General features: G+C 34.9%; 14 protein-coding genes. 10 read left to right on the top strand and 4 right to left on the bottom strand.

The genetic code is table 11. From position 1 onward, the window contains the following. Window positions 1–12: 12 nt before the first annotated feature. From sctW to AACV00_RS00495, 3 genes are read right to left on the bottom strand one after another with little or no spacing between them, the layout of a single operon-like run. Window positions 13–1089, bottom strand: a complete 1077-nt coding sequence (gene sctW, locus AACV00_RS00505) for a type III secretion system gatekeeper subunit SctW (protein WP_004245840.1) — start codon at window positions 1087–1089, stop codon at window positions 13–15. 4 nt (window positions 1090–1093) lie between these two features. Beyond that, window positions 1094–2809, bottom strand: coding sequence for a type III secretion system outer membrane ring subunit SctC (gene sctC, locus AACV00_RS00500; RefSeq protein WP_004249201.1), 1716 nt, complete (start codon window positions 2807–2809; stop codon window positions 1094–1096). Further along, window positions 2793–3548 (bottom strand): helix-turn-helix domain-containing protein, encoded by a 756-nt coding sequence (locus AACV00_RS00495; protein ID WP_004245842.1) that lies wholly within the window; start codon window positions 3546–3548, stop codon window positions 2793–2795. Before AACV00_RS00495 ends, sctC begins: the two co-directional genes overlap by 17 nt. 289 nt (window positions 3549–3837) lie before the next feature. Between AACV00_RS00495 and AACV00_RS00490 the strand changes: the two genes are divergently transcribed. The 7 genes from AACV00_RS00490 to AACV00_RS00460 are packed head-to-tail and all read left to right on the top strand — an operon-like array spanning window position 3838 to window position 7931. Further along, on the top strand, window positions 3838–4911 hold the full coding sequence (locus AACV00_RS00490) for a hypothetical protein (protein WP_012368476.1): 1074 nt from the start codon (window positions 3838–3840) through the stop codon (window positions 4909–4911). A gap of 49 nt (window positions 4912–4960) precedes the next feature. Further along, window positions 4961–5215, top strand: a complete 255-nt coding sequence (gene sctF, locus AACV00_RS00485; RefSeq protein ID WP_012368477.1) for a type III secretion system needle filament subunit SctF — start codon at window positions 4961–4963, stop codon at window positions 5213–5215. Between the two features lie 23 nt (window positions 5216–5238). Beyond that, window positions 5239–5517 carry a type III secretion system inner rod subunit SctI gene (sctI, locus tag AACV00_RS00480; protein WP_004245846.1) on the top strand — a complete coding sequence of 93 codons (279 nt, stop codon included), beginning with the start codon at window positions 5239–5241 and terminating at the stop codon, window positions 5515–5517. Window positions 5518–5519: 2 nt separating this feature from the next. Continuing rightward, window positions 5520–6272: a type III secretion system inner membrane ring lipoprotein SctJ gene (gene sctJ / locus AACV00_RS00475; protein WP_004245847.1), complete on the top strand. Its 753-nt coding sequence runs from the start codon at window positions 5520–5522 to the stop codon at window positions 6270–6272. Beyond that, window positions 6265–6837: a type III secretion protein gene (locus AACV00_RS00470; RefSeq protein WP_036919153.1), complete on the top strand. Its 573-nt coding sequence runs from the start codon at window positions 6265–6267 to the stop codon at window positions 6835–6837. The genes sctJ and AACV00_RS00470 overlap by 8 nt, the downstream gene beginning before the upstream one ends. Then, entirely contained in the window at window positions 6818–7510 is a 693-nt protein-coding gene (locus AACV00_RS00465) for a hypothetical protein (protein ID WP_036919155.1), read from the top strand. Before AACV00_RS00470 ends, AACV00_RS00465 begins: the two co-directional genes overlap by 20 nt. Next, window positions 7500–7931, top strand: coding sequence for a hypothetical protein (locus AACV00_RS00460; RefSeq protein ID WP_004249195.1), 432 nt, complete (start codon window positions 7500–7502; stop codon window positions 7929–7931). The genes AACV00_RS00465 and AACV00_RS00460 overlap by 11 nt, the downstream gene beginning before the upstream one ends. Here the strand turns inward: AACV00_RS00460 and soxR are convergent, their stop codons facing one another. Further along, window positions 7932–8381 carry a redox-sensitive transcriptional activator SoxR gene (gene soxR / locus AACV00_RS00455; RefSeq protein ID WP_004245851.1) on the bottom strand — a complete coding sequence of 150 codons (450 nt, stop codon included), beginning with the start codon at window positions 8379–8381 and terminating at the stop codon, window positions 7932–7934. It abuts the gene before it with no gap. A gap of 124 nt (window positions 8382–8505) precedes the next feature. On the opposite strand from soxR, the gene AACV00_RS00450 reads away from it, so the two are divergent. The 3 genes from AACV00_RS00450 to AACV00_RS00440 are packed head-to-tail and all read left to right on the top strand — an operon-like array spanning window position 8506 to window position 13170. Continuing rightward, the gene (locus tag AACV00_RS00450) at window positions 8506–8928 is read left to right on the top strand and encodes a DoxX family protein (RefSeq protein ID WP_004245852.1); all 423 of its coding nucleotides are present in this window, start codon (window positions 8506–8508) and stop codon (window positions 8926–8928) included. Window positions 8929–8973: 45 nt separating this feature from the next. After that, on the top strand, window positions 8974–10080 hold the full coding sequence (locus tag AACV00_RS00445; RefSeq protein WP_004249194.1) for an efflux RND transporter periplasmic adaptor subunit: 1107 nt from the start codon (window positions 8974–8976) through the stop codon (window positions 10078–10080). A 12-nt stretch (window positions 10081–10092) separates the two neighbouring features. Then, window positions 10093–13170 (top strand): MexW/MexI family multidrug efflux RND transporter permease subunit, encoded by a 3078-nt coding sequence (locus tag AACV00_RS00440; RefSeq protein WP_036919158.1) that lies wholly within the window; start codon window positions 10093–10095, stop codon window positions 13168–13170. Window positions 13171–13204 lie beyond the last annotated feature (34 nt).

The raw sequence follows: 13204 nt of genomic DNA, 5'->3' as shown, positions 1-13204 counted from the left end.
ATTAATTGTTTTTTATTTTCTTAATTGATATTGCTCTTGCTTAATATAATTATCTATAATTTTTTGTATCATTATTTGGCATTCATTTCTAAAATCATCAGATAAGTATAATAATTCAGGATATTTATTGAACATTGTCTTTAACTGTTGTAGCAACCTCATTTTTATTTTAATAAAATAACCTTTCCATTGATTATCCATAAGTGATATTAAATATTTTTCCATTTGTTCTGGAGATATCATTCCATTAATAGTTAGTTGATAAAAATCATCTTCTTTTATAAAACTCTTTAAATCTTCTTTAACTAAATTTTCTATATTCATTTCTATAAAGCTATATAATAATCGTAATTTATTTACCTTTTCCAAAAGATAACCAAACTCTGAACTTTGAGAGCAACTTGGCATTAACGATTTCATATCACAAATCAAGCTCTGTGTTAGAAAATTCAAAATAATTGAACATTTTTTTATATCATATTTTTCTATCCACATTTTGAAAAAATAAATAGGTTCAATATCCAGAATAATGTAACTACGGTAAAGGTCTCTTAATACTGATGCATCTAAACAAAGTAATTTAGCAAAGGCTTTAGCTTGGAGAGCAATATTAATGCCCGCCTTAATTTGCTTACCCTCCTCACCTGCAAGTAACCTATTGATCTCATTTTCAATACCTGCATCTAATTGTGCACCTAATTTTTTTTTCCTAAGTAATTCTCGTAAAACCATAACGAGATCACTAGGATCAGGGAACATTTTACGTAAATATTGCAATAATTCCTGTAAACTTCTCCCCGATTTTCTAAATTGAAGCATCACCTTATCAAGTTTCTCATCAGCACCATCTTCTGCAATATATAAAGCTTCTTGCCCTTTATTGGCTTTTTTGTCTAATAATTTTCCTAATCGCTGAGAAAAAAGAGTTGCCACCATAGACATATCATCAGATATTTCTATTAATTGATTTTGATAATTTTCACTTTCGTTTATTTGTGGTTGCTTATATTCTATGTCTTGCTGACTTTCTTTACTAATACTGTTGCTGGCACCATTTGTCGAAGTTGCAGTATTAATTGGTCCGATCATAATATCACCTCATAAATGCCTGAATTTGTTTTAGCGCTTGAGATGTTTTTTTATCCATCGGTAAAAATGGGTGTTCAGTTAAAGAGTCCAATCCGTGCGTATCAGTTTTATCTAATAAACGCGGTTGTAACATAAAAATACGCACCATTTTTTTATTATTATCTGACTGATAGCTAAATGCTCGGCCAACTAAAGGTATAGCACTTAAAAAAGGAATTTTGTTTTCTGCTTTTATGTTATCTTCTCGTGTATATCCACCAATTAATAAACTACCGCCTTCAGAAACTCGGGCCACGGTGCTGATATTTGTGCGATTAATAACAGGTAATTTTTCAATCCCTTCTTCTCTATCTTCATCATCACTTTTTTTCTCGGCGCCATCTTCAAGATTGATAATCATCTCAATCTCTTGGTTAGTATTACTAATACGAGGCAATACACTGATCATAGTGCCGAATGTTGTAGATTCTAATGAAGCAACTCGCTCACCTTTAATTTGTGTATAAAAGGTGGTGTTATTATCAAATATGGCGGGGGTATTTTCTTGAGTTAACAAAATAGGACGAGAAACCATTTTAGCTTCCCCTTCCTCACTGAGTGCTTTGATTTTACTTAAAAAACTAAAACCAGATACAGCACTTAAACTAGCGGTATTAAAGAAAAATGTATTTTTACCCGAGCCATAACTCCCCTGCCAATTCACCCCCAAACTATCGGCTTTACTTTTAGAAATATCAATTATCCATAATGACAATTCAACTTGTCTTTTCGGTTTATCTAATTGTGAAATAAGTGAGCTAACTAAAGCTAAACCTTCTCGACTCGTTTTAACCAACAGGCTATTTGATCCAGGTAAAGGAACGAGTTCAACATTATATTTGCCCATTTGAGTGATAATCGGTGAATGAGTATCTTGTATATCGTTGGTAATTTTATCATCCTGATATTTATCATTATCTTCGATAATCTCACGCGCTCTTCTGACTGTTTTTTCTTTCTCTCCCGATGGCATAAATAGCTGTTGCAAAACCGTTGTTATACCTGGTAAAACCACTTTTTCATCACGTAATATATAGGTTCTATCTTGTACAAAAGTGTTTTTTAATGGAAATATCTGCACAAACTCATCGCCATAACGAGAGCTTCCGGTTGGAACTTGATTATTGATATTTTCATTAATTTGTTCTTGTACATCATTATCCAAAAGCTCAGCAGCAGCCTTAACTAGGCTAATATAAATAGGAGGACCTGAGAGATAAAAAGTACGCTGATCGTGACCTGCACGTAATGGGTAGCGGAGATCATATAATCCAACATCTTGTAGATACTCTTTCAGTTTACTCAAGCTGATATTTTTCACTTGAAATAGCTGTTGCTGTATCTCATTATCGCGATAAATATAAATAGATTCTCCGTCATTAAAATAAAGTAATGACAAACGCTTTACCATTAATTCAAAGGCGTCTTCAGGTGAAGAAATATCAAATTTTCCACTGATCCGCTCTTTTTTTACTGCGCTGCTTAGAATAAAAGGTTTATTTAATTTATCTGATAGCACTAGGAAAAACTGTTCAATATGTGTATTTACCGCAACAAAAACATCAGGTTTTTTAACCTGATGTGTATAAATAACCTTTCCTTCTGCCGCTTGAGTTGGCAAAAAGAAGCTATAAAAAATGATAATTCCAATGATACAGTAAATTTTATTTTTTATGTTCATAAAGATATTGGCCAATTCGCCGAAATTCAGTTGGTGTAATACCAAATAATGTCTTAATTTCATTAGAAAAATGAGATGCTGAACTAAAACCATTATCGACTGCAATCTGAGTCAATGATTCATCTGTTGATAGCGTTGTCAAAATAGAAGATGCCGCACGCCATGAACGTAATTGACTTTTACCACAATTACCTAAATAACGTTTACACAGCCGTCTAAAATGTGTCCCAGATACACCATATCGTTCACCTATTTGTGCAATATTGCTTTTTTTCTCATCCAAATAACTAATCAGATGTAATATAAGCCAGTAACTTTCACTGTGTCTTATTGTCACAAAAAGAGGTTCTAATTGGCTTTCATCTTTCAGTGCCTCATTAATAATCAGATGTTCTAATGTTCCACTCCCCTCTTTTATATAAAAAATTTGTTGATTAATATCAAAATTAGTGCCAACTGCTGTCATTTTTGAAAAATCTCTAGCATAATCAATAAATGCCAATAATCTGGCACAAATAAAAAATGATCTCTTTTCAATACGCCATGACTGATTTTCTGATTGAAAAATAACATTTTCATTTTTTGAATTATAAATAAAAGCCTTTCCCTTTATAATTTTAGTCGTTTTATCATCGTATATTCTTATTGGATATTCATCATTTAAAGGAATGCACATGAATAATAAATTCCCTGATAAAATATTTTTATCGCCACTTATTTTTATATCATTTATTAACATGGTAAATACCTCAGCCTATACTTATAATCTATTAAGGGTTCAAAAAAACAAACTATTTTTCAAAATGTTATTATAGCCATAATTTATAGAACACTATAATAATATAGCCTAGAATTAACTTTAAAAATAAATAACAATTCTCATTGATTATTATTAAAAAAACAACAGTAATATATCAACATTTATTTTCAAATAAAACACCTATGTTTTTTTAAAGAATTTTATTGTTTATATGACTAAAATATATTTATAACATGAATTAATTAACATTTATTATTGGGTTAACTCTATGCTGTATTATATTTATGTTCTCAGTGGTCCTTTAAAAGGGATAATAACGCCTTTGCTACCTAATCAATACTCATTAATTCTACATAGTAAAGAACATATTGAAAATAAAATAGAAAATGAGAAATTAACACTTTACATTCCTTGCAACAAGAAAGAACATGAAAAGATAATTACGATTATGCTTGATGAGCATAATACAAAAAATAATAAATATAAAATAGAAGATGGTTTAATTTCTAAAGAAATTAGCAAAGAACTACCATTAGAACTCGATAAGCCTATATATATCAATAATTTTCCTATTTTCTTAATTAGTCATAAAGATGATTTGTCTATAACATCTTTTGATTTAAATTCAAAAAAATGGACAATTAATAGAAAAATCATTGTATCATTTATATTTGTTATTGCATTTTTTATAGTATCATTTACTTTTATGAATGTATCAAAACCATTAGAAAATAAACCAAAGGAATTGGCTTTTAAAAGTTCATATTCAAATGAATTCAAAGGAGAAAATGGTTATTTATGTATTTACACTGAACCTTACTCTTCTAAAAATTTAATAAAAGATAGTGATTCAAAAACAAAAATTTCATTTTTGAACAAAGAAAAAATTATCAAATTAGCAACTAATAATAAAATTCACGTTACTTTAAAAGACAACACTAAACCTATAGTGAGTTTTTTTTATTATAATAAAAATGAAAAGTTAAAAATCATTCAAGCCATCAATGACAATTTTCCCAAAAATTGTCAGCCAATCATAAAAGAATTATCAATTGCTAAAATTGTTGAAGAGATAAACAAGCTAAATTTCACTAAAACAATAGGATATACTATTGAAGAAAAAAATAACGGCTTAATTTTTATCTTTGATGATAAGCTAAGCGTAAATGACAAAGAAAAATTTAATGCTTATATAAAAAAACAGGCAGCTTTTTTTGGAAGAAAATTTATTTTTTATCGTGAAAATAAAGTTAATATCAACTTGAAAAATAAAGCAATGCTACAAGAAGATAATGGATATATTTTTCTTGATAATCAGCATCGTTATTTTCCTCAAGGATAATCAAGATATGATGAGTAACATAACAAATTTAAGCACAAAGGAGTAATTTATGGCTGCGAGTCTTGTTGAAACAGATGTAAGTTCAATTAGTAAAGTTGACCAATATTTTCATAAACCTGTGAAAACCCAAAGCTATGAGTTATCTGAAGCCTTAGAAGCATTAAAAGCTGATACATCTAATGCCGCGGCATTAGCCGAATATCAAGCCAAACTTGCCGAATATAATATTACACGTAATGCCCAATCTACATCAATCAAAGTCATTAAAGATCTAGCAATGAGTATTATTGGTAATATGCGTTAACATGAGTTTTACGGAGGTTATGTATGGCTATTGCACCTATTATTCCCGTTAATTTAACCAAAGAACTACAAGATACAAGTGATGATAGTTTATCGACTATCATGGTAAATGGCATTATTAGTAGTATGCAATATGAAAAAAAGATACAAGAAAAGTTAACAACATTAAGCCAATTAGGTGATGCCCAAAGTTATACGAATTTACAAATAGAACTTAGCGATTATTCAATTACGATGAGCTTAGCGAGTACGTTAGCAAGAAAATCTCTCAATATTGTGGAAACACTACTTAAGGCTCAATAGTAATGAATAGACGGTATTTGTTATTACTATTTTTATGTTGCTTACTTCCTTTATTAAACGGTTGTAAGGATCAATCACTGCTCACTAATTTAAGTCAAAGGCAAGCAACTGAAATTCAAGCGGTGTTACAGAAACACCAAATAACAAGTACTCGTACTGCGTTAGGAAAAGGATTATTTGAGATCTCAGTTAAAAAGGAAAATATAGGGATTGCTATTCAAATATTAGAAGAATATCAATTACCAACAATTTCTCGTATTGAAATTACACAATTATTTCCATCAGATGCATTAGTTTCATCGCCTCAAGCTGAAAAAGCACGTTTAATTTCAGCCATTGAGCAACGGTTAGAACAATCATTATTAACCATTGATCATCTTATCGATGCGAGAGTACATGTCAGTTATCCACTATCATCAAATGATCGTATAACGCCAACACCTCATGCTTCTGCTTTAGTTTTCTATGAAGATGGCATGATAGATAGTGATCAGCTAAGTGACGATGTTCGTGCTTTTATCCATAATGCTTTTAATGATATGGATGAGAGTAATATTACTGTTTTATTATATCCACGGAATATCAATAAATTTACGATATTAAATAATCAACTTCACCAAGATAATACGACATCATTGAGTAATTCTTGGTTACTCATAGGGTTATCAGTAATTAGTTTAATTATAATAATTATGGTCATATTGATTATTTATCGTCGTAAACAAGTCAATAAAATGGTAAGCGAGAATGAGTAATCTGACTGCTGAACAATTTAAATTGATCTCTAATGTAATGTATGAACCGTTAAGTTATATCCATTCAGACTACGATGTATTAGCATCGCCAAAAGAAAATACTCTATGGCAAAAAATAGCTAATCGTCATTTAATTCAGCAATATCAACTTATACTGCATATTGATTGTGAGATTGATACTACCGTAGAAAAAATATTTACTCATTGGCACACTCTTCCTCGTTGTGCTTTATTTTTAGGTTATTTTTATTCTCGTCATACACTATTAGCACAAAATTATTATCATTTAGAACCTTCATTAAAAGCATTTTTAGCTCTCTATCCTATGTTAAATAGGACTATCGATAGCAAAATATTACTGTCACTAAAAGTTATTTCCCCCATAGATATTGGCTATCAATTACTATTTAATTTTATTAAGCTAATATCGAACGCACTAGCTCAACGTTTTAAATTACTTTTTTCACCAAAATCTTTATCAATTAATATTGAATTTCCTAAATCACTTGTTTTATCTCCTACACTTTTTTTACTGGTATTAAATTATGCTACGCTTGTTACCTGACAACCTTTTAAAATATACCTGTGAAGGTGTATTAATACGAGCTCACTATATACGACAGCTCGATAATATTCATAAAACAACATTAGCGACCAAGCAGGCAGCAAAAAAAATGCTGCATCACTTTAATCATAAACTAGATAAACTTCGTAATAAGGTAGCTAACGAAGCTTATGCTAAAGGATTACAGGTTTTATTAGCTGATATAATAAGATTCTCAATTGAATATCAAGAAAAATTTGTACAATATGAATTTCAGCAACGAGAACAACTAGTCGCAACGATTGGAGAATTCTTAGATTCACCTGAAATACAAGTTAAACTCACTCAATATCTGATGTCATCTGTTCCTCTTGAGCAAAAAGTAACACTCGATATTCCCACAACACTACAGCGCTATTTTGAGAGTGAACTCGACAATAGCAATATTAAGTTAAACTGCCATAACAACAAGACCATTGCTATTCATACCGGTGATCAAATTACTTTTTTTGATCCTGCCATATTTCTCAACGATCTAAGAGCACAATTTCATCGGCCTTTTTCTGAAACTTATCAACCGATTTTTGAGCAAAACATCAAACAACTGCTATTAAACTTTATCAATACATTTACCCCCTCAGACGATCTTTCTTCAAGAAAGCCAATTTTAAACGAGGATAACAATGAAAATTGATCCTTTCCGCGCACAGCAGGTATATAACTCTCCTTCGACTTTATCTAGTGCTAACAATATTTCGAGAAAAGGATCAGATCCTATTATCGAAAATTTGAAACTGACTTTTTATCAAGATTTAAGCAAGGCGGATCTTAGCCATGCTAATGATATTCTTACTTTATTAGACCAATTTGATGTCAAAGATGGAGGTAATCAAACGTTAAAAGAGAAGCGACAAATAGCCTTATTAGTTTATGCACACCAACAAAGTGAATTAGAGCATCATGAAAATAAAAACTTAATTAATCAAGCACTAATTTCACGGCTATCTTATCAAGGTTTTTACCATCAAGTCACCCAAGAATTATTAGGTATGATCGATAACAATGATGAATTCGAAGGTTTTTTTAAGCCTGATAGGGTGACATTTTCATTGTGATCATAACATTTGAGCACCAGGCCCTTTTTCTCCTAAAATATCATCAGGGTTACGTAATGGGCAATCATTTAATGATAGGCATCCACAGCCAATACAGTGATCAAGTCCATTACGTAATCGCTTAAGACGCCGAATACGCTCATCGAGCCGTATTTTCCAATCCGTTGATATTTCATGCCATTGTTCTGCAGTTAATTTACTATTTGGTGGATATTTCCCTAATATTTCCTGAATTTCTTTTAATGGAATACCTGTACTCTGCGCTGCTTTAATAATTGCCACATAACGGAGTACCACTGACGGGTAACGGCGCTGATTTCCAGGGCTCCGAGAACTTTTTATCAATCCTTTTTCTTCATAAAAATGCAGTGTAGAGATGGGTACACCACTGCGTTTTGCCACTTCGCCAACCGTGAGCGCTCGATTAAAATCTATTTTCTCTTTACTCATTTGCTACCTTTTTTATTTTTCACTTGACCTCAAGTTAACTTGAGGTTTTATAGTCCTGTCCCAATACAAAGTCAAGTCAGCCAATTGCCTGATTTTTATTTTTAAGTTTATTGAGGACTGATACATGCCTAACTCAATTGCACGTATTCTTGAAAGCCAAACATTATGGATTGTCGCAAGAGTGCTAATTCTATTGTTATTTTTATCATCGGGTTTTGCCAAGGTATTTGATTATGAGAATAGTTTGGCAGAGATGCGTGCAGCAGGGTTAAACCCTGATTGGTTTTTTAATCTCGCCAGCGCCATTGTTTTATTCGCCGGATCGATTTTAGTCCTTTTTGATCGTTACCTATGGTTAGGTGCTGGCGCATTAGCCACTTTCTTATTTTTAACCATTGTGATTGTACATACGTTTTGGAATATGACCGGCGATAAAGCGATGTTATCCATGTATTTTGCGATAGAGCATACCTCTGTGATTGGAGGACTAATGGCAACCGCAATGGCTAGCCACTTCAGAGCATTATGGAAAAAATTCAACTCATAACACCCTAAAAATAGATAAAAACTTCACTATGGGATCGGCGGTAAAATGAATAAGAAATTGACGTTAACTTTATGTGCCTCACTATTTTTATTAAGTGCAGGGGCAATGGTTTATGCAACAATGGGATCTGATGAAGATGAAACACAGCCATTTGCTTATCCACCAACAAAAGTGGCATTAGCAACCGCGCAATCCGCTGAATTACCCAATACCATGCATGGTGTTGGAGAATTGGAAGCTGCTAGACAAGTCTATTTAGCGGCAGAAACAAATGGGCGCATCGCCACTATCCACTTTGCATCAGGACAGACCGTCACCGCGGGACAAATCTTAGTAAAATTAAATGATGAGCCAGAGCAAGCGGAATTATTACGCCTACAAGCACAACTAACTAATGCAGAAAAACTTTATTCAAGAACTCGCCAACTTTATAGTAAAAATGTGGCTGCAGCAGCACAATTAGATAGTACGTTATCAGAGCGCGATATGATTGTAGCCTCTATCCGTGAAGTGAAAGCGCGCATTGCACAAAAAACAATTAAAGCTCCCTTTGATGGTATTGTCGGCATAAAACTCGTGCATGAAGGACAGTATCTAAATGCTGGGGAACGTGTTGCCTCATTAGTGGATGCAAGCCACTTAAAACTTAACTTTTCACTCGATGAGCAAGTGGCGCCACAGCTTTCAACTCATCAACCTATTAATATTGCAGTTGATGCTTATCCTAATCAAACATTTACCGGCTCACTTAATGCCATAGACCCTCTTATTGGCCCTTCTCGCACTGTGCAAGTACAAGCCATTTTACCGAATACCGATAACAAATTAAAAGCGGGCATGTTTGCTCGTGTTCAAGTTACCTCCCCTACTCGTCATCAGGCATTAACCGTACCAGAGACAGCGGTTACTTATACTGCCTATGGGGATACCGTGTTTGTAGCGCAATCTGACAATCAAAAAAACCTTATCGCTAAGCGTGTCTCTGTGAAAGTTGGATTGCGCTACAACGGCCTTATCGAGATCAAAGAAGGCTTAAATCAGGGAGATCAAGTTGTTACCTCAGGGCAAATCAAACTTAGTGATGGCACCTCAATAGCCCCCATAGAGCAAGATACGTTAACACTGGCCCAATCTACTACTCGTCAACCATAACAGGAGTGTTTCATGAAATTCACTGATATTTTTGTGCGACGACCTGTTTTAGCGTTAGTAGTTAGCACCTTGATTTTTTTACTGGGCGCATTTGCGTTCAGTAAACTACCTATTCGCCAGTACCCCATGTTACAAAACTCAACGATTACCATTGCAACAGACTACCCTGGCGCATCGTCTGAACTGATGCAAGGTTTTGTGACTCAACCTATTACACAAGCCGTTTCCTCGGTGGAAGGCGTTGATTATATTTCTTCATCTTCAGTACAAGGAAAAAGTTTTGTCACGGTAAGAATGGAGTTAAACCGCGATCCGACACAAGCATTAACGCAAGTGATGGCCAAGGTCAATCAAGTACGTTATAAATTGCCAGAACAAGCTTATGATCCTGTGATTGAACTTTCTTCTGGTGAATCAACCGCAGTCGCTTATGTTGGCTTTTCCAGTGAGCAAATTTCTATTCCAGAATTAACTGACTATCTATCTCGTGTGGTTGAACCGATGTTTTCCTCCATTAATGGGGTCGCCAAAGTACAAGTCTTTGGCGGACAACAACTGGCCATGCGCGTATGGCTAGATACTGATAAATTAGCGGGGCGAAACTTAACTGCTAGTGATGTCGCTGATGCCATTCGCCGTAATAATTACCAAGCAGCTCCCGGGAAGGTCGAAGGTGAGTTTGTTATTGCGAATGTTTATGTCAATACCGATTTAACCAATGTGGAAGAATTTAAAGATATGGTGATCCACAATGATGGCCATAATCTTATACGTCTACGTGATATTGGCACCGTCGAGCTAGGTGCGGCTGCTACTGAAACCAGTGGCATCATGAATGGCAAAAAAGCCGTCTTCTTAGGCCTATTTCCAACACCAACAGGTAACCCGTTAATCATTGTTGATGGTATTCGCGAAAACCTTACTGATATAGAAAAAACACTCCCACCAGGTGTAAATGTGGAGCTGGCCTTTGAAACTTCACGTTTTATTAAAGCTTCTATTGATCAGGTGGTGCAAACATTAATTGAAGCCATTTTAATTGTTATTGCTGTTATTTATCTCTGCTTAGGCTCATTACGTTCTGTAATTATTCCTGTGCTTGCTATCCCTTTATCTATGTTGGGGGCAGCCGGATTAATGTTGGCATTTGGTTTTAGTATTAATTTGCTTACTTTGCTAGCTATGGTTTTAGCCATTGGATTAGTTGTCGATGATGCGATAGTGGTGGTTGAAAACGTACATCGTCATATTGAAGAGGGATTATCACCAGTGCAGGCCGCATTAGTGGGGGCACGAGAGGTCGCGGGGCCGGTTATCGCCATGACCATCACTTTAGCTGCCGTTTACGCGCCAATCGGCCTCATGTCAGGATTAACTGGTGCACTGTTTAAAGAATTTGCCATAACGCTTGCTGGTAGTGTCATTGTATCGGGTATTGTGGCATTAACCTTATCTCCGGTCATGAGCTCATTAATGCTCAAACCGAAAGAAAATGAAGGCAGGATGGCTAAAATAGCCGAATATACCTTTGATAAATTGACATATTACTATAGCTATTTGCTTAATTTTTCTTTAACCCATCGCTGGTTAACCGTCGTTTTCGCCTTAGCCGTGTTTGTTAGCTTGCCGTTTTTATATAGCCAGACAAAACAAGAGTTAGCACCTTTAGAAGATCAAGCGAGCGTTTTAACCGCGGTAAAAGCACCACAACATGCAAATCTTGCCTATGCGGAACATTTCAATCAGAAACTTGATGATATTTATATGAGCCTACCAGAAACAGACAGCACATGGATCATCAATGGTACTGATGGCCCTTCAGCAAGCTTTGGTGGGATTAATTTTGATGGTTGGAAAGGTCGTGATCGTAATGCCAATCAAATTCAGGCAGACCTACAAAATCGTGTTGCGGATGTTGAAGGAAGCAGTATTTTTGCTTTTCAATTAGCATCATTACCTGGCTCTGTCGGCGGATTACCTGTCCAAATGGTGTTACGTAGCCCATTAGGTTATCCCGTTTTATTTGACACGATGGAAGAGATCAAACAGCAAGCACGAGAAAGTGGTCTATTTGTCGTAGTGGATAGTGATCTTGATTACAACAACCCTGTTGTGCAGATCACTATTGATCGTGCCAAAGCCAATACCCTTGGTATTCGCATGCAAGATATTGGCGAATCACTATCCTTATTAGTGGGTGAACACTATATCAATCGCTTTGGTATGGATGGTCGCTCTTATGATGTGATCCCCCAAAGTATACGTCAACAACGTTTAACTCCGGCAGCACTTGCAGGGCACTATATTCGTACTCAAGATAACCTGTTAATTCCATTATCAACCGTGGTCAATATTACCACTCAAGTTGAACCCAATAAATTAACGCAATTTAATCAACAAAATGCCGCTATATTTCAAGCTATTCCAGCACCGGGTGTCACCATGGGGCAAGCTGTTGCGTTTCTTGAACATGTGGCAAATTCCTTACCCGCTGGCTTTAGCCATGATTGGCAATCTGATGCTCGCCAATTTACCCAAGAAGGAAATACCTTAGTCTTTGCATTTATTGCCGCCCTTATCGTTATTTATTTGGTATTAGCCGCACAATATGAAAGCTTGGTTGATCCATTGATTATTTTAATTACGGTACCACTCTCAATTTGTGGTGCATTAGTGCCATTAGCTTTAGGTATGGTGACATTAAATATCTACACTCAAATTGGTTTAGTCACCTTGATAGGACTTATCAGTAAGCACGGTATTTTAATGGTGGAGTTCGCTAATGAATTACAAGTTCATAAAAATCTAAATCGACGTGAGGCGATTGTTGAAGCAGCAAAAATCCGCTTACGCCCTGTCTTAATGACTACGGCAGCAATGGTTATCGGGCTTATTCCTCTGCTATTTGCCAGTGGTGCTGGAGCGAATAGTCGCTATGGATTAGGGTTGATTATTGTATCAGGTATGTTAGTTGGCACGCTATTTACGCTATTTGTATTACCCACAATGTACAGCTTCTTAGCTCGAAACCATCAAGTCAGCGCTCAGACTGAGCGTCAAAAACAATTACAGCAAATCAGTGAGCAATAAAAATAACAAGCGGTAATGTCGTAAAACCCATCCC

Source organism: Proteus sp. G3927, from assembly GCF_963894685.1.
GTDB classification, from domain to species: Bacteria; Pseudomonadota; Gammaproteobacteria; order Enterobacterales; family Enterobacteriaceae; genus Proteus; species Proteus mirabilis.
The sequence above is the reverse complement of the archived record's forward strand: the minus strand, read 5'-3'. Positions and strand labels throughout refer to the sequence as shown.

Excerpts from the sequence above, each read along its gene's own strand:
- AACV00_RS00490 (WP_012368476.1), top strand. The coding sequence starts at position 3,838 with ATGCTGTATTATATTTATGTTCTCAGTGGTCCTTTAAAAGGGATAATA.
- AACV00_RS00465 (WP_036919155.1), top strand. The coding sequence starts at position 6,818 with ATGCTACGCTTGTTACCTGACAACCTTTTAAAATATACCTGTGAAGGT.
- AACV00_RS00440 (WP_036919158.1), top strand. The coding sequence starts at position 10,093 with ATGAAATTCACTGATATTTTTGTGCGACGACCTGTTTTAGCGTTAGTA.
- AACV00_RS00445 (WP_004249194.1), top strand. The coding sequence starts at position 8,974 with ATGAATAAGAAATTGACGTTAACTTTATGTGCCTCACTATTTTTATTA.
- AACV00_RS00460 (WP_004249195.1), top strand. The coding sequence starts at position 7,500 with ATGAAAATTGATCCTTTCCGCGCACAGCAGGTATATAACTCTCCTTCG.
- sctF (WP_012368477.1), top strand. The coding sequence starts at position 4,961 with ATGGCTGCGAGTCTTGTTGAAACAGATGTAAGTTCAATTAGTAAAGTT.
- soxR (WP_004245851.1), bottom strand. The coding sequence starts at position 8,381 with ATGAGTAAAGAGAAAATAGATTTTAATCGAGCGCTCACGGTTGGCGAA.
- sctI (WP_004245846.1), top strand. The coding sequence starts at position 5,239 with ATGGCTATTGCACCTATTATTCCCGTTAATTTAACCAAAGAACTACAA.
- sctW (WP_004245840.1), bottom strand. The coding sequence starts at position 1,089 with ATGATCGGACCAATTAATACTGCAACTTCGACAAATGGTGCCAGCAAC.
- sctJ (WP_004245847.1), top strand. The coding sequence starts at position 5,520 with ATGAATAGACGGTATTTGTTATTACTATTTTTATGTTGCTTACTTCCT.
- sctC (WP_004249201.1), bottom strand. The coding sequence starts at position 2,809 with ATGAACATAAAAAATAAAATTTACTGTATCATTGGAATTATCATTTTT.
- AACV00_RS00450 (WP_004245852.1), top strand. The coding sequence starts at position 8,506 with ATGCCTAACTCAATTGCACGTATTCTTGAAAGCCAAACATTATGGATT.
- AACV00_RS00495 (WP_004245842.1), bottom strand. The coding sequence starts at position 3,548 with ATGTTAATAAATGATATAAAAATAAGTGGCGATAAAAATATTTTATCA.
- AACV00_RS00470 (WP_036919153.1), top strand. The coding sequence starts at position 6,265 with ATGAGTAATCTGACTGCTGAACAATTTAAATTGATCTCTAATGTAATG.